The organism is Pseudomonas sp. FP2335 (genome assembly GCF_030687535.1).
Lineage (GTDB): Bacteria > Pseudomonadota > Gammaproteobacteria > Pseudomonadales > Pseudomonadaceae > Aquipseudomonas.
Genome location: NZ_CP117437.1, coordinates 2,330,437 through 2,352,180 on the forward strand (window position 1 = coordinate 2,330,437; position 21,744 = coordinate 2,352,180).

The window sequence follows — 21,744 nt, forward strand, 5'->3', positions numbered from 1 at the left end:
TGGGTGTGGATCGTCTCCCAGGACGATTGGCAGGGCGCCTTGAAGGAAGTGTCCAGCTTTATCCCGGCAGGGCATTCGCTGGTGTTGCTGCGCCCGCAGATCGATGAGGTGCTCGACAGCCATCGCGACTGGCTCCAGCCCGAGCCGGGCATGCTGATTGCGCCGCACACCGTGGTGCACATCCTCCTGTTGCAACTGCTGTATTCGGTGCCCAGCGAGCAGCAACTGCACGAGCAGCTCAATTACAACCTGCTGTTCCGTTGGTTCGTCGGCCTCGACCTGAACCAGAAGGTGTGGGGCATTCACGTCCTGCAACGGGACATCGCCAGCGTGCTGGGCAACCCGCGGGCGGTGCAGTTGATCCAGACCATCATCGGTGACGTGTTTTGTGGCGCCTTGCTGCACATGCCGGAGTTCTCGCTGAATTTCGCCTTGCTGCACACCTGGCTGGCCCGGCACAGCCATCTTTCGACAACCAGCAATTGAGCAGGCCAAACGCCGTGCAAACGGCGACGGTGCAAAAACTTGGAAAGTTAGGGGGCGGTGTGGAGCATCTGTTCAAGTCAACGCTGGCGCTGTGCTGCCTGACGCTGTGGGCCCAGGCCCAGCCTGCGCAGGCCGAGGAGGAGGGCGCAGCACGCCGGGTCGACGTCAATGAGTACTTCGTGCGCGGCAACACCGTGCTCGATGCGGCGGCGATTGAAGAGGCGGTGTACCCGTTTCTCGGCCCGCAAAAAACCTTGGGCGACATCGAAGGCGCCCGCGACGCGCTGCAAAAGATCTACCAGGCACGGGGCTACCAGTCGGTGTTTGTCGAGCTGCCGGAGCAGAAGGTCGATGACGGCATCGTCTACCTGCAAGTCAGCGAAACCAAGATCGGCCGCGTACGCGTGGTCGGTGCCAAGCATTACTCGCCAGTGGAAATCCGCGACGAAGTGTCGGCGCTCAAGGAAGGTGCGGTGCCGGACTTCGCCACCGTGCAAACCCAGCTCGCCGGGCTGAACCGTGGCGTCGGGCGTCAGGTCACGCCACTGGTACGCGAGGGCCAGCGCCCGGGCACCATGGATGTGGACTTGCAGGTGGAAGACCAGAATCCCTGGCACGCCAGCATCGGCCTGAACAACGACTACAGCGCCGACACCGAAAAGCTGCGTTCGGTCGCCACCCTGAGTTACGACAACCTCTGGCAACTGGGCCACGCGATTTCCCTGACCTACTTCACCGCGCCCCAGGACAGCGCCAACGCCAAGGTCTGGTCGGGCTCCTACACTGCGCCGCTGGATGATCGCTGGGCGTTGCAGTTCTCCGGCTACCAGTCCGATAGCAATATCGCCACCCTCGGCGGCAGCAACGTGCTGGGCAAGGGGCATTCCTATGGCGTGTCGGCGATCTACAGCTTTCCGAGCGCTGGCGTCTGGGCCAATTCGTTGTCGGTGGGTATCGACTTCAAAGACTTCGACGAAGAAATGAAATTCGGCGCCAGCAGCGACCAGGTGCCGCTCAAGTACGCGCCGTTCACCCTCGGCTACAACGGCTATCGCTACACCGAGCAATCCCAGCTCGGCCTGGGTTTGAACCTGGTGGTGGGCACCCGCGCGTTCTTCGGCTATGGCAGCGATGCCGAAGCGTTCGACCACAAGCGCTACAAAGCCAGCCCCAGTTTCGCCGTGCTCAAGGGCGACCTGAATTACACCTACACCTTCACTGGCGATTGGCAGTCGGCGTCCAAGGCCGCGTTCCAGCTGGCCTCGGGGCCGCTGGTGTCGAACGAGCAATATTCGGCCGGCGGCGCCACCTCGGTGCGCGGTTATCTGGCGGCGGAGCGCACTGGGGACGAGGGCTACTTGCTCTCCCAGGAGCTGCGCACGCCGTCCCTGGCCAAGTACGTCGGCAGCTACGTCAAGGACTGGCGCTTCTACGCGTTTGCCGAAGGCGCACGCCTGCGTCTGCACGACCCGATGCCCGAGCAAGAAGACGAATACAGCCTGGCCAGCGTCGGCCTCGGCACCCGCGCCAGTTTGAGCAAATGGTTGTCCGGCAGCCTGGATTGGGGCTACCCGCTGCTCGATGGACCGAACACCCAGAAACAGGACTCGCGACTGCACTTCAGTGTGCAGGCGACTTTCTGACTTTTTCTTCCGGAGACTCCACCCATGCAACGCCTATTCCTGAGCCTGTTGATCTGCCTGGGCTTCGCGCTCCCGGCCACTGCCCATGCCTGGTGGCAAGACGACTGGCACTACCGCAAACAGATTTCCGTGGACACCACCGCCCAAGGCGCCGCGATCAGCCAGGCCCTGGGCCGCACCGCGCTGCTGGTGCGCCTGCACACCGGCAACTTCACCTTTGACGGGGTGAAGGACGACGGCGCCGACCTGCGCTTTGTCAGCGCCGACGACAAGACCGTGCTCAACCACCAGATCGAGAGCTTCGACCCGCTGATGGGCATGGCCCTGATCTGGGTCGATGTGCCCAAGGTTGAAGGCGGCCAGCGCCAGGACCTGTGGATGTACTACGGCAACCAGAAAGCTGCGGCTACCAGCAACGGCCAACTGGCGTTCGACCCCAACTACACCGCGCTCTACCACTTCGACGATGCCAACGGCACCCCGGCCCGTGACACCACGGCCTATGCCAACACCGCGCTGAACGCCACCGGCGCGAGCATCGACGGCGTGATCGGCCGCGCCTTGCAGTTCGGCGGCCAGCCGCTGCTGTTGCCGGCCAGCCCGTCGCTGCAACACGCCGCCGGCGCGGCGTTCACTTTCAGCGCCTGGTTGCGCCTGGATCAGGCCAGCGGCGAGCAAATCGTCTTCGCCCGTCGCGAGGGTGCGCACAGCCTGTTGCTGGGCTTGAACCAGGGCACGCCGTTTGTGGACGTCGACGGCCAGCGCGCCGTGTCGAGCCAAGCGCTGAACCCCGGCCAATGGCAGCACCTGGCGTTCACCGCCGAGGGTGAAAAAGTCGCGTTGTATGTGAATGGCCGCGAAACCGCGACCCTGGCCGTGGCCGTGCCTGCGTTCAACTCGCCACTGGCGATTGGTGGCGACCTGCCGGACGCCGCCAGCACTCACCAGCCGTTTGCCGGGGCCATCGACGAGCTGCGCCTGTCCAAGGTCGCACGCCCGGCCACGTTGCTGCTGGCCGACGCCAGCGCCCAGGGCGCCGAGTCGAAACTGGTGGCATACGGCGTCGATGAAGAACAGTCCGGTTTTGGTTTCGGCAGCCTGGGCTTTTTGCTCAACGCCGTGCCGGTGGACGCCTGGGTGATCATCCTGGTGCTGGTGGCGATGATGTTCCAGTCGTGGGTCATCATGCTGCGCAAGAACCGCCAGGTCAGCCGTCTCAGCGCGGCCAACGAAGTGTTCCGCGAGCACTTCGCGCAGATCGGCACGCGTCTGGAGATGTATGCCGACGACGCGCAGTTGGCCGAGCGTCTGCAGCATTCCTCGCTGTGGCGCCTGTACCTGGTGGCGGTGAAGGAAATCCGTACGCGCCGCGCCCAGGGCGCTGACACCTCGTCAGTCTCGGCGGCGACCATCGAAGCGATCCGCTGTTCCATGGACGGTGTGCGTACCCGCGAAAACCAGGCGCTCAGCGCCAAGCTCTCGACCCTGTCCAACGCCATCGCCGGCGGCCCGTACATCGGCCTGCTCGGCACCGTGCTGGGGATCATGGTGGTGTTCCTCGGCACGGCCATGGCCGGTGACGTGAACATCAACGCGATTGCGCCGGGGATGGCGGCCGCCTTGCTGGCCACGGCCATGGGCCTGTTCGTCGCGATCCCGGCGCTGTTTGGCTACAACCGCCTGATCACACGCAACAAGGAAGTCAGCGCCGATATGCGGGTGTTCGTCGACGAGTTCATCACCCGCCTGGCGGAGATGCACGGCGAAAGCCAGTCCAGTGAAGCCGCGCATCGCCGCGAGCAGCACGCCGCCGTACCGGCCTGAGGAGTATCAGCATGGCTTCCGTAAACGCCTCCCACGACGATGACGACGATGCCGCCGTCGACAGTATCAACATCACGCCCCTGGTGGACGTGCTGATGGTGGTGCTGGTGATGTTTATCCTCACCGCCACCGCCCAGGTCTCGGGGATCCAGATCCACTTGCCCAAGGCCAGCGCCTCGGTGTCGCTGTCGGAGGCCAAGACCAAGGCCATCTCCGTCAACGACGGCGGCCAGGTGTTCCTCGACGCCTACCCGGTGACCCTCGGCGAGCTGGAAGAGCGCCTGCGCATCGAGAAAGCGCTGAACCCGGATTTCCCGGTGATCGTGCGCGGTGACGCCTTGGTGCAGTACCAGAAGGTGATCGAGGTGCTCGACTTGCTGCGACGGCTGGAGCTGTCCCAGGTCGGGCTGGTCACCGGCAAACCGAGCCAGGGCTGAGCCATGACCGCACAGATCCCGATGCCGCCGTTGCCGGTGAAAAACAAGCCGCCGCTGCGCCCGCTGAAGTGGGGCGCAGGCCTCTTGCTGGGCGCGGTTGCGGCCTGGTTTTTGTGGCAGTGGGCCAATGACATGAGCGGCGTGCGCCGTGAAGCGCCAAAGATCCCGACGATTATTCCGTTGCCGCCACCGCCACCACCGCCGCCGGAAAAACCCAAGGAGCCCGAGCCCCAGGTCGAAGAAAAAATCCCCGAGCCGGTGCCGACGCCTGAGCCGCAAGAGGTCAAGCCAGCGGACGAAGCACCACCGTCGCCGGCCGATGATCTGGCCAACCCGATGCAGATCGACGGTGATGCGCAGTCGGGTAATGACGGCTTCAACATCGGCGCCGGCAAGGGCGGCGGCATGGCCGGTTCCGGTGGCGGCGGCCTGGGTGCGGGGACCTACAAGCAGTACCTGGCCGGTGTGTTCCAGCGCTTGCTGCGCGATGACCCGCAGTTGCGCAATCGCGCCTATGCAGTGCAGGCCGATTTGTGGCTGCGCGGTGACGGGCAGGTCACGCGGGCCGAGCTGGTCAAGTCCAGCGGTGATGCCGAAATCGATGCACAGGTGCTGGCGGCGTTGCGTGCCTCCCACGTGCCGCAACGTGTTCCGGACGCAGTGAAGATGCCGGTACGCCTGTCCTTCAAGGGCCGGCGGCCGGATTGATCGAACCCCTTTTCTACGGTTTTTTACAGGAGTTGCGTACACATGATTTCCCCCGTGAATCGACTGACCCTGGCGGTTGGCATGGTCATCGCGACCCTGGTCGGCCAGGCGACGGCAGCCCCGGTCGCCCCCTCGGAAAACGTCACCGTCAACCTGATCCGCCTGTTGGTGCAGCAGGGGGTATTGACCCAGGACACGGCCAACGGGCTGATCGCCCAGGCTGAAAGAGAAGCCCAGCAGGCGCGCCAGGCCAACGCCGCGCCGGTGGTGGCCGCCGGTCCCGCCGCCGCGCCGGGGGACGTGCGTGTGCAGTACGTGCCGCAAGCGGTGCGCGATCAGATCCGCGATCAGGTCAAGGCCGAAGTCATGGCCACTGCCAAGCAGGAAAACTGGGCACAGCCCAACACGTTCCCGGACTGGGTCTCGCGCATCAGCTTTGACGGCGACATCCGCCTGCGTGACGAGTCGCGTTACTTCTCCGGCAACAACAGCAACCAGATCGTCGACTACGCCAAACTCAATGACACCGGCCCGTATGACGTGAACAAGGACTCCAACACCAAGTTCCCGCCGCTGCTCAACACCACCAAGGACCGCGAGAACCTGTTCCGCCTGCGCGCACGCCTGGGCATGAAGGCGGTGCTGTCACCGGAGTGGACCGCCGGTATCCGCATCGGCACCGGTTCCGACAACAACCCGGTGTCGACCACCCAGACTCTCGGCGGCGGCTTTGGCAAGAAGGACATCTGGCTCGACCAGGGCTACCTGACCTGGAAGGCCAGCGACTCCATGGCGCTGACCGCCGGGCGTATCGGCAACCCGTTCTACTCCACCGACATGATGTATTCCAACGACCTCAACTTTGACGGCGTGGCGGCGATCTTCAACCACAAGCTCAACAGCGAGTGGGGTTTGTTCGGCACCGTGGGGGCGTTCCCGGTGGAATACACCGCGGATGCCGCCAGCAGCAACGGCATCGACAAGGAGGACAGCGAGACCAAGTGGCTGTTCGGCGCGCAGATCGGTGCGGACTGGAAGATCAACCGCAGCAACAGCCTCAAGCTGGCGGGCGCCTACTACCAGTTCCAGGACATCGAAGGGCAGCGCTCCAGCCCGTGCACGCCGTGGGCCGGTGCCGCCGGTTGCGACACCGACGGCACGCGCGTGGCCTTTATGCAGAAGGGCAACAGCGTGTTCCTGCTGCGCGACATCACGCCCAACCCGGCCGACCCGGCGAAGACGCCGAACCCGCAGTACGTGGGGCTGGCGTCCAAGTTCAATGTGCTCGACCTCAATGCGGTGTGGGACAGCGAGCTGCCGAGCGACTTCAAGCTGCGCAGCCAGGCCAACTTCATCCACAACCTGGCCTACGACAAGGGCGAGATGCTCAAGCGCGGCGAAGGCCAGATCGTCAACAACATCAACAGCAACGGTCAGTTTGAAAGTGGCGGCAATGCGCTGATGGTCTCGTTCACCCTCGGCAGTGCACTGGAGATGCGCAAGCGTGGCGACTGGAACGTGTTGGCCGGCTACAAGTACATCCAGCCGGATGCCTTGCCCGACGGCTTCAATGATTCCTCGTTTCACCTGGGCGGCACCAACGCCAAGGGTTACTTCATTGGCGCCAACTACGGGCTGGAAAAGAACGTCTACGCCAGTGCGCGTTGGTTGAGTGCTTCCGAGGTATATGGCGCGCCGTTCGAAGTCGATGTGATGCAACTGGAACTCAACACGCGCTTCTGAGGCGCACAGGAGATGCCACATGAACACGCGAATCTGCGGGCTGCTGTTGTTGTTCATCGCCAGCGGCGCTTGCGCCGAAGGCATGGAAGAGCGCCTGCGCACTCAACTGCGCAGCACTACCCAGCAGTTGCAGGCGCTGCAAAGCGAGCAGGCCCAGGCCAGTGCCGCGCGCATCGCCGCCGAAGCCCAGGCCAAGCAGGCCCAGGCGCAAATCAAGCAATTGACCGCCGAGCTGGAAAAGACCCGTGGCGTGGCCGAACAGATGGCCGGCCAGCAACAGAGCCTGCACAACCAGGCGCAAGCCCAGGTGGCGGCAAGCAACGAGCAGATCGGCAAATTCAAGAAGGCCTATGAGGAACTGCTGGTGCTCGCCAAGGGCAAGGAGGCCGAACGCGCCCGCTTGCAGGCGCAATTGAGCGAACGTGACACACAAGTGCAGCAATGTTCAGTCAAAAATCAACAGATGTACGGGGTGGCCCAGCAGTTGCTGGCGGCCTACGAAAAGATCGATGTGGCTGAGGTGATGAGCATCCGCCAGCCCTTCGCCAGCAGCGCGCGGGTCAAGTTCGAGGAACTGGCCCAAGGCTTTGGCGACGATCTGTACAAGAGCCGTTTCGATGCGCCCCAGGCAACCGCCAATCATTGATAGACAGGGAAGAGATCAGCATGAACGAATTGATTGATAGCGTGACCATCCAGAGTCTCACCGAGCTGTTGCAGGACGCCGGTTACCGGGTCAACCCGAGCGAACAGAACGGTATCGTGCAACTGCTCAGCGCCAGCCAGGGCATCGGCTTTGCCGTGCGCTTCGGCAACCCGGCGGCGGAGCAGGGCAGTTATGTGGACTTCACCTACAGCTGCGCGCTGCGCATCCAGGGCCAATTGCCGCAAGGCCTGGCCGAGGTGTGGAACGCCTCGCGGCGCTTTGCGCGGTTGTCGGTGCAAGGTGAATTTTTGCTGATGGAAATGGACGTGGTAGTGGCCGGTGTGGGCGTCACGCATTTGCGCAGCCAGCTGGAACTGTGGGACCGCCTGTTGCAGGAGTTCATCGTCTACCTGCGTGAGTACAGCCAGCAGGCGGCGCAGTTGCAGGCCGCCGCGCAGGTGGTGGGCGAAGAGGCGAGCGTATTGTGAAAAAGCCAACCCTGATGGTCGGCGCCGGTGCGCTGGCCCTGCTGGTGGTGGCTGTGGGCTTGAGCTTGCGGCCGGGCAGCGACCCGGTGGCGGCGCAACAGCCGGCGCCGGTAGCCGCGACGCCGGCGAGCGGCCCGGCGGTGGCGCGCCTGGGCAACCAGCAGATCGACCTGGCGGAAATGAAAAGCGTGCTGGCGAGCCTGCCGGCCGAGTCCCGCGAGCAATTGCGCGGCAACCGTGGCGCGCTGGAGACGTGGCTGCGCTCGCGCCTGGCGCAAAAAGCCGTGCTTGAACAGGCCGACGCCCAGGGCTGGCGCCAGCGCCCGGAGGTGGAGCAGCAGACCCGTGCCGCCGCCGAGCAGATTGTGTTTCGCGACTACATGCTGTCGGTCAGCCAGGTGCCTGCCGACTATCCCAGTGCGGCTGAGTTGCAACAGGCCTACGACGCCGGCAAGGCACAGTGGGTGACGCCGCCGCTGTATCGGGTGAGTCAGATTTTCCTCGCGGTGAACGACCCGCAGTCCGCCGACGCGGTCCGCCGCCAGGCCCAGGAACTGAGTCGCAGGGCCCAGGCCGCGCCGGCAGATTTCGCCGCGCTGGCCACGCAATATTCCCAGGACCCGAACACCGCCCAGCGCGGCGGCGATTCGGGCATGCAACCGTTGCAGCAGTTGGTGCCCCAGGTACGCGAGGCGGTGGCGCGGCTCAAGGTCGGCGCGGTGTCGGAGGTGGTGCAGAGCCCGGCCGGGTTCCATGTGCTCAAGCTCACCGGCCAGCAACCGGCGCGCACCGCGACCCTGGATGAACTGCGTGAACGGCTCACCGAAGCCTTGCGCAGCCAACGCCAGGAGCAGATCGCCAAGGCGTACCTGGAAGGCATACTCAACACCGCGACCTTGAGCATTGATGGCGCCGAGTTGAACAAGGTGTTGGAGTAACGCGCGACCACCCGCATTGGATGCACAGACCAACAAGACAGGGAGTCTCCCATGGCATTTCTAGAACCGTCCGGCGTCCAATCGCCCGCCCCCTGGCGCGCCGTGAATGAGCCACACCGCACTTGGCAGGCCTTGGCCGGCGAGATCGACCCGGAGGTGGCGCGCTACTTCCTGGTGAGTGCGCGCTGCGGTTGTTTCATGCAGGCGGCGCGCAGCCTGAATATCAAATCGACGTTGTTGCGCAAACGCCTGGCGCAGCTCGAAGAACAGGTGCGGCATGCGCTGTTCACGTATCAGGGCAACGGCTTGGTACTCAGTCGTGATGGCCAGCAATTGCAGGCACAACTGGTCGCCCTGGCCCATGAACGGCGCCTGCCGGTGGTGGAGCAGCCGCTGATCCGCCTGGCCGTGGCCGAACCGATCCTGCACGACATCCTCGGCCGCGACCTGATTGCCTTGCTGCGCCGTAATGCCAGCGTGCGCCTGGAGATCATCTCCATCGACAGCCAGCTGTCGCTGCAAGCGGTGGATGTGGACGTGGTGCTGTGGTTGTCCGACACCGACGGCCCGGCGTGCGGCCCGAGTTTCCCCACTGAACCGCCGCAGTCCCTGGCGCGCCTGCATTACCTGCCGCACATCGCCAAGCGCTACTCACGCCTGACCACGCGCCCGGACAGCGTCGACGACCTCGACGACTACATGTTGGTGCAGTGGCAGCCCGACGTGCAGGTCGAGGCCTTGCACCCCTGGAACCACGTGGTGGAACAACGCCGCGCCGCCGTGGTGCAGGTGCAGGCCTACTCGCTGATGCTGGAAATGATCCGCTGCGGCGCGTGCATCGGCTTGCTGCCACACTACATGGGCAGCTTCGACCGAGGGCTGGTGGCGTTGCCGGGGTTGCTGGACGACAGCATGCAGCGCCAGGTATGGCTGGCGGTGAACGCCCAGGTGCGGGATGCGCAGGCGGTGCAGGTGATTGTGGAGTTGATCGTAAGCACGTTCGAGGGGCGGCGCGAGTGGTTTGCCCTCGGGACTGCTTGAGCGACTGGCATTGGGGTAAGCCCGTTCAAGGGCGTTGCGCTTGAGGGATAAGTGCGCGAGGCTTGCCGACCTGTCTCTGTCGGAGCGAAGCCCGTGCAAGCCACCCGTTTGACCCTGATCTGTCATGCCGTCACGCCCCTGCAAAAACGCGGGCGCTTCTGCGCTGACGAAGCGGTGGCGATGGATTGGCAAGGCGCGGCGCTGTCGCTGGCCGCGCGTTACAAGCCCAGCCGCCGCCTGCTGTGCGGGCCGGAAGCACGCACTCGGCAGACCGCGGGGTTGTTCGGCAGCGATGCGCTGCTTGAAGAGGCCTTGCGCGATGGCGATTTCGGCCAGTGGAAAGGCCAGGACATCAGCCAGCTGGCGATCGATGAGTTGAACGCGTGGCTGGCCGACAGCGCCAGTGCGCCCCACGGTGGCGAATCGGTGGATCAGGTCTGTGCACGGGTCGCGCAGTGGATGCAGGCCCTTGAAGCGCACCCCGGCCATATCGTCGCCGTCACCCACCCCTTGGTGATTCGCGCGGCGATGCTCTACGCCCTGCAGCTTCCGGTGGCGATGTTCTACCGGATCGACGTCGAGCCGCTGTCCAGCACGGAGCTGCGCTTCAATACGGTCTGGCGCCTGCGCCTGGAAACTCACGCCTGAACCGCCGAACATGGCAAAATCCACGCCCCGCAATGAGAGCAACCCATGAAACGCATCCTGATCATCGGCATTGGCGCCGGCAACCCTGACTACATCACGATGCAGGCCGTGAAGGCGCTCAATCGCACCGACGTGTTTTTCCTGATGGACAAGGGCCAGAGCAAAGACAAGTTGATCGACCTGCGCCGCGAGATCTGCGAGACCTACATCACCGAGCCCGGCTACCGCTTTGTCGAGGCCGATTGCCCCGAACGCGTGCGCGGTGAAATTGACTACACCACCGCCGTGGAGGATCTGAACCGCGACAAGCAGCAAACCTTTGAGCGCATGATCAACGAGGAAATGGCCGACGGAGAAGTCGGTGCCTTCCTGGCCTGGGGCGACCCGGCGCTGTACGACAGCACCATTCGCATCCTGCAAGCGATCCTGGCCAGCGGGCGCAGTGAGTTTGAATTCGAAGTGATCCCCGGCATCACCAGCGTGCAGGCCCTGGCGGCGCAACACAAAGTGCCGCTGAACCGTATTGGCCGCTCCATCGAGATCACTACCGGGCGCCGGTTGGCGGCAGGGCAGGCGAGTGATGCGGACACCTTGGTGGTGATGCTCGATGCGCAAGACTCCTACCGCACCGTGGCTGATCAGGACCTGGACATTTACTGGGGGGCCTACCTGGGCACGCCGGATGAGATCCTGATCAGCGGCAAAGTCGCTGAAGTCGCCGAAGAAATCGAGCGGGTGCGCAAGGCGGCACGCCTGGCCAATGGCTGGATCATGGACACTTATCTGTTGCGCAAACCCTGAGGTATCGCCCCATGCTCAAGTTGTTTGCCCTCGCGCTGACCCTGGTGGCCGGCGCCGTTCATGCCGACGATACGCTACACACCGATTTACCGCTGGCGTACCTGGAACAGACCCAGGCTGATGCGCGTAACGCGCCGCTGGTGATTTTCCTGCATGGGTTTGGCAGCAACGAAGAGGACCTGTTTGGCCTCAAGGACGCACTGCCATCCACTTGGACCTACCTGTCGGCACGGGCGCCGATGCCGGTGGATGCGCGTGGCTATCGCTGGTTTGCGAAGAAACCCGGGGATGGCGATTACGACGGCGAGACCGCCGATTTGCAACGCAGCGCCAGGTTGATCGAAGACTTTGTGACCCAGGCCACCGCCAAGTACCACACCCGCAGCGACCGGGTGTTTCTGGTGGGGTTCAGCCAGGGCGCAATCATGTCCTACGAGGTGGGGTTGCGTAAGCCGACGTTGGTGCGTGGGATTGCGGCGTTGAGTGGCAGTGTGTTGCCAGTGCTCAAGGCTGAGCTCAAGCCGGATGCGGCATTGAGCGGGCTGGCGATCTTCATTGGCCACGGCACGCTGGACCAGGCGCTGGCGTATGCGTCGGCGACGAGGGCGAATGAGGCGTTGGTGGGGGTGGGGTTGAAGCCGGAGTTTCATGGGTATATGGGCATGCCGCATACCATCAGCGAGGCTGAAGTGCAGGATTTGAAGGCCTGGCTGGAAAACAGCTTGAAGTGAGCACGGTCAAAAAATGTGGGGCGGGGCCCCACATTTGGTTTGGTGTTGCTTGGCGGGTCGGGTTATTTGCCGCCCGTGATCTGCTTCACCAGCTCGGCATGGCCCTTGGCGTCATCGCCTCGCGAAATCGCCTGGATCACCAGCATGTGGTTGCCCGATCCCCCCAGGAATGTGCTGTTCAGCGTCTTGCCACCGCCCTGTGTCGCGGTGCTGTCCACCTGGCGCAGGCCCAGGCCCTTGAAGGTCAGTTTTTTCTCGCTCTGTTTCTTGAAGTCCGGCAGGGCAGCGCTCTGATCCTTGACGAAGCCGGCCACTGCACCGTCGAGGAACTGTGCGTCGTTATCCTCGACGTTCACCCCGTCGGTCCGTACCGTTTCGGCGACGATCACCACACTTTTCGTGGTCTGGTTGGCGTATAGCGTGCCTTGAGTGGCGGCGCTGGCATCTTCGGCCTTGCTGACCGGCAGGGTGTCGGCCGCGTAGGCCTTGGGCAGGTTGAAGGTGAACTTGCCACCCAGGGTGGAGATGGTCTGCGTGGTCGGCTTGCTGGCGGCGAACACGCTGCCGGCGGCAAGCGCGAGGGCCAGCAAGGCGGCGGTCTTGGTGAAAGTGGCCATGAAGCGCTCCAGGGGTGAACGAAATTGCGGCACATTCTGTCAGAAAAATCGCAATCTCGTTCGCCCTGGGCCTTACACCTTGTCGGACTCTTCTTCGAGCCGGTCCATCTCAAACAATCGCGCCAGTTCCGCCCGGGCTTCCTGGGCGGTCTGCATGACCTTGGCCGCGTCGTCGTACACCGCGTGCTGCGCGGCCAGTACTTGCAGGTCGTGGTTCTTGAAGCGGGTGATGCGCGCATCCGCCTGGGCCTGGGTCAAGCCGAGGCCGACCAGGGTGCGGCGGCTCATTTCCAGGCTGGAGTAGAAGGTCTCGCGCACTGGTGAGGCGTCGAGGTCCACCAGGCGGTGCACGTGCTGGCGGTTACGCGCACGGGCGATGATCTTCATGTGCGGGTAGAGGTTGCGTACCAGTTCGGCGGTCTTGATGTTGATTTCCGGGTCGTCCATGGCGATCACGAAGAACTCCGCCTGGTCGACCTTGGCCGCGTGCAGGATCTCGGGGCGTTGCGGGTCGCCGTAGAACACCGGCATGCCGCCGAAGCTGCGGGTCAGCTCGATGGTTTCCACCGAGGTGTCGAGGGCGATGAACGAGATGTTTTGCGCGCGCAGGATCCGCGCGACGATCTGGCCCATCCGCCCCATGCCGGCGATCACCACGCGAGGCGCATCGCTCTCGATGGTGCGGTATTCCTCGGGCACTTCCACCGGCTTGACCTTGGGCTTGAACAGCTTCGGGCAGACCAACAGCAGCAACGGGGTGACCGCCATCGAGAGGGTGATGGTCAGCACCAGTACATCGTAGAGATGAGGTTCGAACAGGCCCTGGTCGCGACCGATCTTGAACACCACGAAGGCAAATTCACCGCCTGCCGCCAACACCACGCCCAGGCGCAGGGCGCTTTCGCGGTTGAGGTCGCCCACCAGGCGGCCGACGGCGTAGAGCAGGGGTAATTTCAGGCCGATCAGCAGCAGGGTCAGGCCGATCACCAGCAGTGGGCTGCTGAGCAGCAAGCTGAGGTTGGCGCCCATGCCCACGCTGATGAAGAACAGCCCCAGCAGCAGGCCCTTGAACGGCTCGATCTGGGATTCGAGTTCGTGACGGTATTCCGAATCCGCCAGCAGCAGCCCGGCGAGGAAGGCGCCGAGGGCCATCGACACGCCCACCAGTTCCATCAACCATGCGGTGCCGATGACCACCAGCAGGGCGGTGGCGGTGGACACTTCGCGCAGGCCGGTCTTGGCCACCACGCGAAACACCGGCCGCAACAGGTAGCGCCCGCCGATGATCACCACGGCGATACTGCCGAGGATCTGCAACACATGCTGCAAGCCCTGGGCCTCAGTGGTCGGATGATCGCTGCCGGCCAGCAACGGCACCATGGCGATCAACGGGATGGCTGCGATGTCCTGGAACAGCAGAATGGCAAAGGCCAGGCGCCCATGGGGCTGGTTCAGTTCCTTGCGTTCGGCCAGGCTTTGCAGGCCGAAGGCGGTGGACGACAACGCCAGGCCCAGGCCCAGCACGATCGCGCTGTTCCACGACTGGCCAAACAGCCACAAGGCTACAGCGCCCATCACCAGGCCGGTGAGCAACACCTGGGCCAGGCCGACGCCGAACACCGCCTTGCGCATCACCCACAGACGCTTGGGCGACAGTTCCAGGCCGATGATGAACAGCAGCAACACCACGCCCAACTCGGAAAATTGCGCGACGCTTTGCGGGTTACCCACCAACCCGAGGACTGACGGACCGATGATCACGCCAGCGAACAGGTAGCCCAGCACCGCGCCCAATTGCAGGCGCTTGGCCAGGGGCACGGTCAATACGGCGGCGAGCAGGAACACCACCGCTGCTTGTAACAGGTTGCCTTCATGGGGCATTGGGAACTCCAGGATCTTTAGAGCGAATCAACAGGAGCGTATTAGAGCGCTTTTTACATTTCGAGAATTGTGTTTTTGCGGTGAGTGATGCATGTGGCGTGTCCTTGAGCCAGGAGAGCCTGGCCAAACTATTGAATATCAATCAGGCGGCGGTCTCCAAGATGGAGCGCCGCACCGACATGTACATCAGTACATTGCGAGACTACATCCGTGCGATGGGCGGCGACTTGGAGATTATCGCGACGTTTCCAGACGGCCAGGTCAAGATCGATAACTTTGCCTATTGAAGGCTACCCGGCCCTGTGCCGGGTTTGCGTTTCACCGGCCAGCGATACAACCCCACCCCCAACCCCACCAGAATGACAGCCATCGAAACCAGCTCCAGCCAGGAAACCCGCTCCCCAATGATCAGCATCGAACTGGCGATCCCAAACACCGGGATCAGCAGCGACAGCGGTGCCACCGTCGATACCGGGTACGCCTTGAGCAATGAGTTCCAGCCCCAGTAGGCAAAGTGCGTGGCCAGGTAGACCTGGAACAGGATCGAGCCGATGGCCGTGGCGTCCAGGTGGGCGGGCAGGCTTTCGAACGCAGCGTTGCCGTGCATCCACCAGGCCATCAGGAACAGCGGGATCGGTGGAAACAGGCTGGCCCAGACCATGAACGCGAAGATTTCCTTCACCCCTGAGCGTTTGATGATCACGTTGCCCACGCTCCACGCCAGTGCGCTGAGTACGATCAGCATGACCCCCAGCACCGCGTGGCTACCCTCCTGGGTGACGACAATGCCCGCCAGGCCGAGCAAAGTCAGCCCGGCGCCGACCAGTTGGGCGTCACGCAGGGTTTCGTTGAACAGCACCACGCCCCAGCCGAGGGTGAAGAACACGCTGAGCTGGATGATCAGCGAAGCGATGCCGGGGCTCACGCCTATCTGGATGCCGTAGTTGATCACGCCCCACATGCCCAAGCCGAAAATCACCCCGTAAGCCGCTACATAGGCGAAGTGCACGGCGGGGCGTCGGATGAAGAACACCAGCGGCAAGGCGGCGAGGGCGAAGCGGATGCCGGTGAGTACGAAGGGGTCGATACCGCGCAGGCCAAGCTTGGTAATGGGAAAGTTCAAACCCCAGACCAGAGTGACGAGGATGGCAAGTGCCAGGTGTTTCTTGAGCATGGTCGTTCCCTTGAGCTGGCTGGCGTGTCCAAAGGCAACGATGGTAGGCGGCGTTCTCATGGCCCGCTTGCTATGCCAGGTCATGTTTTGACAAAATCGGGCCATGATCCCGACCTTCACCCACGATGACCCCGAAGCCGTAGTGACGCTGCACGAATATGCCTCGGGCACCGTGTTTGCGCGCCACGCCCACAGCCGTGGCCAGTTCGCCTATGCGTCCACGGGGGCGATGAAGATGTTTACCGACCTTGGCAATTGGGTGGTGCCGCCGCAGCGGGCGATCTGGGTGCCCGGCGGCGTGCCCCATGAAATGCACATGCGTGGCGATGTGGTCATGCTCAACACCTATCTCTCTGACGCCGCTGCCCGGCGCGCAGGTTTGCAGGGGCATTGCCAGGTGTTCGAGGTGTCGCCGCTGCTGCGCCATTTGCTGGAGGCGGCACTGGCGATTGATCCGGCGGCGGGGCCCAGTGTCAGGCAGCATTGCGTGCTGACGTTGCTGGTGGATGAAATCGGTGCCATGCCAGAGCTGCCCCTCAGCGCGCCGCTGCCGTTAGAGCCTCGGCTCGCCCGCGCCTGCCAGCGCTTCCTGGACGCGCCCACGCAGACCATCGCCCTCGACACCATGGCCGAATGGTCAAGCATGAGCCGGCGCACCTTTACCCGTCAGTTCCTTGAACACACTGGCATGACCTTCGTGGCCTGGCGCCAGCAGGTGTGCCTGCTGGAAGCCACCGCGCGGCTCAGCCACGGTGCCTCGATTACCGACGTGGCGCTGGCATTGGGCTTCAGCAGCTCCAGCGCATTTACCTCGGTGTTCCGGCGCAACGTGGGGGAGGCGCCGGCGCGCTACCTGGCCAAATCAAGGGCGGCGGCGTTGTTCTGATCGTTCATCGGTCAGGATTCACCGTTGCGCCGGCCACGCTTTGTTACTATCGCCGTCCATCGTCACCAGGAGTCACCGGCCCATGCAGCACCAGTGGGATGAAATGCACCGCACCCGCAAGCCCACCTTTGTGTTGTGTGGCGAGCCCCAGGGGGATGTGCTCAATCTCTACGTTCACGGTTATTCGGCCTTCTTCAACCGTCAGCAACTGGGTAATTTCAAGGCGCAACTGGCGAGTATCGAAGGCTCGACCAATGTGATGCTGTTCTGGCCGGCCGGGCATTTTCTGGAAAACCTGTTCGCGCCGTTCAAGGAGGTGATCGCTGCGATGCTCGGCGGCGGTGGCCTGGGCGCCGCTACCGTGGGGGTGGGCAAGGCGATTGCGTATTTTCTCGACCATTACAAAAGTGTTGAGGCGCGTGTCGACGAAGTCGCCCAGACCCTGTTGCCTGAACTGGCCAACTTTCTGCACGCCGAGGCCCTGCCGGTGCGGCGCATCAACCTGATCGGGCATTCCCTCGGCGCGCGGATTCTGGTCAAAAGCCTGTTGGCCAGCCCTGAGGTGGCTCGTGAACTGCCGTTGAATCACTTGCTGCTGATGGGCGGGGCGATCTGTACGTCGAGCCCATGGGATCAAGTCTCGGCGCCGCTGCAGGGCCGGCTGATCAACTGCCATTCCAGCAAGGATTGGGCACTGGCGATCAAGCCGGACAACGAGCGCTGCATCGGTCGTTATGCCATCCCGCTCACGCCCGCCCTCAAGCCCAAGGTCACCAATGTGCACCTGGCAACTTTCGATCACGCCGCCTACTGGCCGCAGCTTAAAACGGTGGTGCAATACACCGACCTGTTGCAGGAACGGCGCGGCATGATCCGCGCCGACCAGCGCAGCAGCGAGGTGCGCTTTGCCGAAGAGGACGCCGAACTGTTCCCGGCACTGGTGCAGGCGCGGCCGGATGAGTTGAAGTTCCTTGCCGAACTGATGGCGCAAAAACGCAGCGCGTCGATTGATGCCAGCGTGCGCGAGCCGCTGAAACTGGCCATCGAGCTGCAACGCATGGGCGGCGACAGCTTTATGAACCTGGCCCGTGGCCATGGCGTGGGGTATCGACAGATCGCCGAGGATGTCGCGCAACGGCTGGGGATCAAGTTTGATCAGCCGGTTGCAACCGTGGCGTTGGCGGACATCGAGGCACAGGTCGCGCAGCAGCTCATCGAACAATACAAGGGCAAACTCAACAGCGCTGACCGGCAAGCCTTCGACGCCGAACTCAAGGCCGCGGCGCAAAAAGAGCAGGGCTTGTTCAATCGTTTCGACATGGGCCGCTCGGCGACCACGGCGTTGAGTGGCACGGCGCTGGCCGGGCTCACCGGTTTCATCCTGCGGCGCGGTGCGGCCACGGCGATTCCGCTGGTGGGCCAGGCGTTGGCGGCCGCGATGTTGCTGGTGAGCGGGGTGCGTGCATTTTCCGGCCCGGCCTATTCGATTACCACCTTGGCGGTGCTGGTGGTCGGCGTGATCCGTCAGCGCATGGAGCGCGAGGCGCTGAACCAGGAAATGGACCTGGTGGTGCAAGTCGTGGAAGCGTTTGACCTGCCCAGGGACACGGTAATGCGCACGGTCGCGTCCGACTGCTAAGCTGCGCGCCTGTCTAGTGTGTTTGCCTGGGATACCGTGTGAAATTCAGCCTGCCGAAAATTGCCACCGCCCCGTTCTGCCCGCCGGAAGTGGCCGGCTCCGTTGCCGTCGACCCCAAGGCTTCGTTCTTCAAGCGCATGCTGATGTTCGCCGGCCCCGGCCTGTTGATCTCCATCGGCTATATGGACCCCGGCAACTGGGCCACGGCCATCGAGGCCGGTTCACGTTACGGCTACAGCCTGTTGTTCGTGGTGCTGCTGGCCAGCCTGGCGGGGATGGCGGTGCAGTGCTTGTGCTCGCGGCTGGGCATCGCCACTGGCAAGGACCTCGCGCAACTGTGCCGCGAGCGCTACAGCCGGCGCTCTGCCCGCACCCAGTGGGCGCTGGCGGAAATCTCCATCATTGCCACCGACCTGGCCGAAGTGCTCGGCTGCGCCCTGGCGTTTCACTTGCTGCTGGGGGTGTCGCTGACCACCGGCATTGTCATCACCGCCTTCGATACGCTGCTGATCCTGGCCCTGCAGAACCGAGGCTTCCGGCGCCTGGAAGCGATCATGCTGGCGCTGGTGGCGACCATCGGCGTGTGTTTCTTTATCGAACTGGTGCTGATCAAACCGTATTGGCCGGATGTGTTCAGCGGCTTTACGCCGTCACTCTCGGCGATCAGCGACGCTGCGCCGTTGTACCTGGCCATCGGTATTCTCGGCGCGACGGTCATGCCGCATAACCTCTACCTGCACACCTCGATCGTGCAGACCCGTCTGATCGGCAAGGACCTCGCCAGCAAACAGGACGCGGTCAAACTGGCGCGCATCGACACCATCGGCTCGCTGGCCCTGGCCTTGCTGGTCAATGCCGCGATCCTGACCCTCGCCGCCGCCGCGTTCTACAAGAGTGGCCACACCGATGTGGTCGAGATCCAGGACGCCTACCATCTGCTCGACCCATTGGTGGGCGGCGCGTTTGCCAGCATTCTGTTCGGCATCGCCTTGCTGGCGTCGGGGCAAAGCTCGACGTTCACCGGCACCATTGCCGGGCAGGTGATCATGGAGGGTTACCTCAACCTGCGCATTCCCTGCTGGCAACGCCGCCTGATCACCCGCGGCCTGGCGCTGATCCCGGCGTTCCTCGGCGTGTGGCTGATGGGCGATGCGGCCATCGGCAAGCTGTTGATCCTCAGCCAGGTGGTGCTCAGCCTGCAATTGCCGTTTGCGTTGTTCCCGCTGATCCGCATGACCGGAGACAAGCAGCTAATGGGGCCGTTTGTGAACCGGCTGCCGACGCGGGTGTTGGCGTGGTTTCTGTTTACCGTGATCAGCGGGGCGAATGCGTGGTTGATTGGGCAGTGGCTGTTTTAAATCATCGATCCCAATACGGCACGGTCCCAAAACACTCCACAAAGTAATCAATCACCGTGCGCACCTTCAGCGACAACCGCCGGCTCCCCGGCCATAGTGCGGCGATCTGCTGCGGCTCCAGTGTGGTCGCCACTTCGTATTCGCTCAGCACCGCCTGCAAGGTGCCGGCGCGCAAGCCTTCGCCGATCAGCCAGGAGGGGAACACGACCAGCCCAAGGCCTTGTTCGGCGGCGTGGGTGAGAGTGTCGGCGTGGTTGCCGGTGATCGGGCCCTTGACGCTGTAGGGCGTCCAGTCGCTGCCGGCGCGGCGGAAGAACCAGCGTTGTTGGCCGGTGATGCCTTTGTAGGCCAGGCATTGGTGGTGGACGAGTTCGTCGGGGTGCTGCGGTGTGCCGTGTCGGGCCAGGTAGGCGGGGCTGGCGGCGATGCGAAAGCGCTGCGGGGCGAAGATGCGCGCCTGCATGCCTGAGTTGTTGAGCACGCCGATGCGAAACAGCAGGTCGGTGCCGTCTTGCAGCGGGTCGACGTAGGTGTCGGTCTGCTGGATGTCCAGTTGCAGCTTGGGATAGCGTCGGCACAGTTCGCCGAGCCACGGTGACAGGTGGCGCTGGCCGAACACCATCGGTGCGTTGATACGTACCAGGCCGCTGGGTTCGCTCTCCTGTTCCTGCAGGGCCTGGCCGGCGGTTTCCAGTTGTTCCAGCAACAGTCGCGCATGATGCCCGAGCAGGCGCCCGGCCTCGGTCGGGCTGACCGCTCGGGTGTGGCGGTAAAGTAACTGCTGGCCCAGGGCGTGCTCCATCAGCTGGATCTGCCGGGAAATGGAGGAGGGTGCCAGGCTTTCCCGGCGGGCCACTTCGGAAAAGCTGCCGTGGTCGAGCACCGCGACGAACAGGCGCAGCGCCTTGAAACTCAATTCATTCAAACCCATGCATCATGACTCCGTGCTGTGCGTTTTGCGCAAAGGTGTTGTCGGCATGCTCCCATTTATTGCATAGCACGGCCACCGGATAATGCGCGCCATGGTTCCTTTCTTGAAACGCAGGTGATGTATGCAGGCAAGTTCTATCGAGGGTGTGGCGTCGGCCCGTCCGAAACATAACCTTCTGCGGCTGTTGTTGCTGCCGTTGGTGATCCTGGCGGGCATGGGCCTGTCGGTGGAGGCAGGCTTGCTCGGGCCGCTGGGCCAGCAAGTCGGGCATTTGTGGGCGACGTTGAGCATCTTTGGCGTTGGTTCGGCGATCTTGTACGTGCTCTTGTTGTTCAGCGGCCCGCAAAAGGGCCCGGCGCTGGCCGACCTGCCGCGCTGGCAATTGATCGGCGGGTTCCTCGGGCCGATGTACGTGGTGGTGTTGACCCTGGCTACGCCGCATATCGGCATCGCGATGACCATGGTCGCGATTTTGTCCGGGCAGGTCGGCAAGAGCGTGCTGATCGACCATTTCGGTTGGTTCGGCACCGCGCGCAAGCGGGTCAACGGCGAGCGCTGGATAGCCCTGGCGTTGATTGTGGTGGCACTTGTTCTGATTGCACGAGGGTAAGGCGATGAATCTGATTCTATTGTTGGTACTGGTCATTGCCGCCGGTGCGGTATTGAGTGTGCAGGCCGCGATCAACGGGCGCCTGGGCCAGACGGTCGGCGTGTTGCGCAGCAGCTTGCTGACCTTTGCCGTCGGTGCGCTCAGCACGGCGCTGCTGATTTTCTTCTTCGAGCCCGCCCAGGCCGTCAGCTTGCTGGACGTGCCGAAATGGCAACTGACCGGCGCCTTGTTCGGCGTGGTGTACATGTTGGTGATGGTCGGCGCGGTGCCTGTGGTCGGCACCGCCGTGGCGACGGTGGCCGTGATCGTCGGTCAATTGGGCATGGGCATGTTGATCGACAACTTCGGCTGGCTGGGCAACCCGGCGATTGAGTTATCCGGGAACCGGATTGTGGCGATGGTCTGTCTGGCACTGGCATTGGTGTTCATGTATCGCAGCAATACTCGCCAGGCCGACTGATGTGGTCAAAGAAATGTGGGAGCAACTGTTGAGCTTTAGCGAGGCTGAGAAGGC

At 63.5% G+C, this 21,744-nt stretch carries 21 protein-coding genes and 2 pseudogenes; 19 read left to right on the top strand and 4 right to left on the bottom strand.

Annotation, left to right across the window (positions count from 1 at the left end):
• Window positions 1-183: 183 nt before the first annotated feature.
• From PSH81_RS27525 to PSH81_RS10560, 13 genes and pseudogenes are all read left to right on the top strand, one after another.
• Window positions 184-280, top strand: a pseudogene (locus PSH81_RS27525) (transposase); the annotation flags it as partial.
• A gap of 265 nt (window positions 281-545) precedes the next feature.
• Window positions 546-2,129: a ShlB/FhaC/HecB family hemolysin secretion/activation protein gene (locus PSH81_RS10505; RefSeq protein ID WP_305392461.1), complete on the top strand. Its 1,584-nt coding sequence runs from the start codon at window positions 546-548 to the stop codon at window positions 2,127-2,129.
• A 24-nt stretch (window positions 2,130-2,153) separates the two neighbouring features.
• The gene (locus PSH81_RS10510) at window positions 2,154-3,953 is read left to right on the top strand and encodes a DUF2341 domain-containing protein (RefSeq protein ID WP_305392462.1); all 1,800 of its coding nucleotides are present in this window, start codon (window positions 2,154-2,156) and stop codon (window positions 3,951-3,953) included.
• A gap of 11 nt (window positions 3,954-3,964) precedes the next feature.
• Entirely contained in the window at window positions 3,965-4,390 is a 426-nt protein-coding gene (locus tag PSH81_RS10515) for a biopolymer transporter ExbD (RefSeq protein ID WP_065905942.1), read from the top strand.
• Window positions 4,391-4,393: 3 nt separating this feature from the next.
• Window positions 4,394-5,098, top strand: coding sequence for an energy transducer TonB (locus PSH81_RS10520; protein ID WP_192301108.1), 705 nt, complete (start codon window positions 4,394-4,396; stop codon window positions 5,096-5,098).
• Window positions 5,099-5,140: 42 nt separating this feature from the next.
• Window positions 5,141-6,841: a putative porin gene (locus PSH81_RS10525; RefSeq protein ID WP_226457393.1), complete on the top strand. Its 1,701-nt coding sequence runs from the start codon at window positions 5,141-5,143 to the stop codon at window positions 6,839-6,841.
• Window positions 6,842-6,860: 19 nt separating this feature from the next.
• The gene (locus PSH81_RS10530; protein WP_226457394.1) at window positions 6,861-7,487 is read left to right on the top strand and encodes a DNA repair protein; all 627 of its coding nucleotides are present in this window, start codon (window positions 6,861-6,863) and stop codon (window positions 7,485-7,487) included.
• A 20-nt stretch (window positions 7,488-7,507) separates the two neighbouring features.
• Window positions 7,508-7,975 (top strand): YbjN domain-containing protein, encoded by a 468-nt coding sequence (locus PSH81_RS10535; protein ID WP_305392463.1) that lies wholly within the window; start codon window positions 7,508-7,510, stop codon window positions 7,973-7,975.
• Window positions 7,972-8,913: a peptidylprolyl isomerase gene (locus tag PSH81_RS10540; RefSeq protein ID WP_305392464.1), complete on the top strand. Its 942-nt coding sequence runs from the start codon at window positions 7,972-7,974 to the stop codon at window positions 8,911-8,913. Before PSH81_RS10535 ends, PSH81_RS10540 begins: the two co-directional genes overlap by 4 nt.
• Window positions 8,914-8,964: 51 nt before the next feature.
• Window positions 8,965-9,954, top strand: coding sequence for a LysR family transcriptional regulator (locus PSH81_RS10545; protein WP_305392465.1), 990 nt, complete (start codon window positions 8,965-8,967; stop codon window positions 9,952-9,954).
• A 93-nt stretch (window positions 9,955-10,047) separates the two neighbouring features.
• Entirely contained in the window at window positions 10,048-10,602 is a 555-nt protein-coding gene (locus PSH81_RS10550; protein ID WP_226457397.1) for a histidine phosphatase family protein, read from the top strand.
• Between the two features lie 45 nt (window positions 10,603-10,647).
• Window positions 10,648-11,403: a precorrin-6A synthase (deacetylating) gene (gene cobF, locus PSH81_RS10555; RefSeq protein WP_305392466.1), complete on the top strand. Its 756-nt coding sequence runs from the start codon at window positions 10,648-10,650 to the stop codon at window positions 11,401-11,403.
• 11 nt (window positions 11,404-11,414) lie between these two features.
• Entirely contained in the window at window positions 11,415-12,134 is a 720-nt protein-coding gene (locus tag PSH81_RS10560) for an alpha/beta hydrolase (protein ID WP_305392467.1), read from the top strand.
• Window positions 12,135-12,196: 62 nt separating this feature from the next.
• Here the strand turns inward: PSH81_RS10560 and PSH81_RS10565 are convergent, their stop codons facing one another.
• Together PSH81_RS10565 and PSH81_RS10570 are read right to left on the bottom strand one after the other, a co-directional pair.
• The gene (locus PSH81_RS10565; RefSeq protein WP_305392468.1) at window positions 12,197-12,751 is read right to left on the bottom strand and encodes a hypothetical protein; all 555 of its coding nucleotides are present in this window, start codon (window positions 12,749-12,751) and stop codon (window positions 12,197-12,199) included.
• 72 nt (window positions 12,752-12,823) lie between these two features.
• On the bottom strand, window positions 12,824-14,632 hold the full coding sequence (locus PSH81_RS10570) for a monovalent cation:proton antiporter-2 (CPA2) family protein (protein ID WP_226457400.1): 1,809 nt from the start codon (window positions 14,630-14,632) through the stop codon (window positions 12,824-12,826).
• Window positions 14,633-14,736: 104 nt separating this feature from the next.
• Here PSH81_RS10570 and PSH81_RS10575 point away from each other — a divergent pair.
• Window positions 14,737-14,919: pseudogene (locus PSH81_RS10575) on the top strand (XRE family transcriptional regulator); the annotation flags it as partial.
• Here PSH81_RS10575 and PSH81_RS10580 read toward each other — a convergent pair.
• Complete coding sequence (locus tag PSH81_RS10580; RefSeq protein WP_226457401.1) at window positions 14,913-15,806, bottom strand: EamA family transporter; 894 nt, start codon at window positions 15,804-15,806, stop codon at window positions 14,913-14,915. The pseudogene PSH81_RS10575 and the gene PSH81_RS10580 sit on opposite strands and share 7 nt — an antisense overlap.
• A 103-nt stretch (window positions 15,807-15,909) precedes the next feature.
• Between PSH81_RS10580 and PSH81_RS10585 the strand changes: the two genes are divergently transcribed.
• The 3 genes from PSH81_RS10585 (at window position 15,910) to PSH81_RS10595 (ending at window position 19,689) form a co-directional block, all read left to right on the top strand.
• Window positions 15,910-16,692, top strand: coding sequence for a helix-turn-helix transcriptional regulator (locus PSH81_RS10585; RefSeq protein WP_226457402.1), 783 nt, complete (start codon window positions 15,910-15,912; stop codon window positions 16,690-16,692).
• An 82-nt stretch (window positions 16,693-16,774) separates the two neighbouring features.
• Window positions 16,775-18,331, top strand: coding sequence for a DUF726 domain-containing protein (locus PSH81_RS10590; RefSeq protein WP_305392469.1), 1,557 nt, complete (start codon window positions 16,775-16,777; stop codon window positions 18,329-18,331).
• Window positions 18,332-18,369: 38 nt separating this feature from the next.
• Complete coding sequence (locus PSH81_RS10595) at window positions 18,370-19,689, top strand: Nramp family divalent metal transporter (RefSeq protein ID WP_192301094.1); 1,320 nt, start codon at window positions 18,370-18,372, stop codon at window positions 19,687-19,689.
• A 1-nt stretch (window position 19,690) separates the two neighbouring features.
• Here PSH81_RS10595 and PSH81_RS10600 read toward each other — a convergent pair whose 3' ends face one another.
• Entirely contained in the window at window positions 19,691-20,620 is a 930-nt protein-coding gene (locus PSH81_RS10600; protein ID WP_305392470.1) for a LysR family transcriptional regulator, read from the bottom strand.
• Window positions 20,621-20,741: 121 nt separating this feature from the next.
• Between PSH81_RS10600 and PSH81_RS10605 the strand changes: the two genes are divergently transcribed.
• Both PSH81_RS10605 and PSH81_RS10610 read left to right on the top strand, forming a co-directional pair.
• The gene (locus tag PSH81_RS10605; RefSeq protein ID WP_192301092.1) at window positions 20,742-21,230 is read left to right on the top strand and encodes a DMT family transporter; all 489 of its coding nucleotides are present in this window, start codon (window positions 20,742-20,744) and stop codon (window positions 21,228-21,230) included.
• A 4-nt stretch (window positions 21,231-21,234) separates the two neighbouring features.
• The gene (locus tag PSH81_RS10610) at window positions 21,235-21,690 is read left to right on the top strand and encodes a DMT family transporter (protein ID WP_305392471.1); all 456 of its coding nucleotides are present in this window, start codon (window positions 21,235-21,237) and stop codon (window positions 21,688-21,690) included.
• Window positions 21,691-21,744: the final 54 nt, after the last annotated feature.

Coding starts and splice junctions, on each gene's coding strand:
- PSH81_RS10510 (WP_305392462.1), top strand. CDS start 2,154: ATGCAACGCCTATTCCTGAGCCTGTTGATCTGCCTGGGCTTCGCGCTC.
- PSH81_RS10515 (WP_065905942.1), top strand. CDS start 3,965: ATGGCTTCCGTAAACGCCTCCCACGACGATGACGACGATGCCGCCGTC.
- PSH81_RS10520 (WP_192301108.1), top strand. CDS start 4,394: ATGACCGCACAGATCCCGATGCCGCCGTTGCCGGTGAAAAACAAGCCG.
- PSH81_RS10525 (WP_226457393.1), top strand. CDS start 5,141: ATGATTTCCCCCGTGAATCGACTGACCCTGGCGGTTGGCATGGTCATC.
- PSH81_RS10530 (WP_226457394.1), top strand. CDS start 6,861: ATGAACACGCGAATCTGCGGGCTGCTGTTGTTGTTCATCGCCAGCGGC.
- PSH81_RS10535 (WP_305392463.1), top strand. CDS start 7,508: ATGAACGAATTGATTGATAGCGTGACCATCCAGAGTCTCACCGAGCTG.
- PSH81_RS10545 (WP_305392465.1), top strand. CDS start 8,965: ATGGCATTTCTAGAACCGTCCGGCGTCCAATCGCCCGCCCCCTGGCGC.
- cobF (WP_305392466.1), top strand. CDS start 10,648: ATGAAACGCATCCTGATCATCGGCATTGGCGCCGGCAACCCTGACTAC.
- PSH81_RS10560 (WP_305392467.1), top strand. CDS start 11,415: ATGCTCAAGTTGTTTGCCCTCGCGCTGACCCTGGTGGCCGGCGCCGTT.
- PSH81_RS10565 (WP_305392468.1), bottom strand. CDS start 12,751: ATGGCCACTTTCACCAAGACCGCCGCCTTGCTGGCCCTCGCGCTTGCC.
- PSH81_RS10570 (WP_226457400.1), bottom strand. CDS start 14,632: ATGCCCCATGAAGGCAACCTGTTACAAGCAGCGGTGGTGTTCCTGCTC.
- PSH81_RS10580 (WP_226457401.1), bottom strand. CDS start 15,806: ATGCTCAAGAAACACCTGGCACTTGCCATCCTCGTCACTCTGGTCTGG.
- PSH81_RS10585 (WP_226457402.1), top strand. CDS start 15,910: ATGATCCCGACCTTCACCCACGATGACCCCGAAGCCGTAGTGACGCTG.
- PSH81_RS10590 (WP_305392469.1), top strand. CDS start 16,775: ATGCAGCACCAGTGGGATGAAATGCACCGCACCCGCAAGCCCACCTTT.
- PSH81_RS10600 (WP_305392470.1), bottom strand. CDS start 20,620: ATGGGTTTGAATGAATTGAGTTTCAAGGCGCTGCGCCTGTTCGTCGCG.
- PSH81_RS10605 (WP_192301092.1), top strand. CDS start 20,742: ATGCAGGCAAGTTCTATCGAGGGTGTGGCGTCGGCCCGTCCGAAACAT.
- PSH81_RS10610 (WP_305392471.1), top strand. CDS start 21,235: ATGAATCTGATTCTATTGTTGGTACTGGTCATTGCCGCCGGTGCGGTA.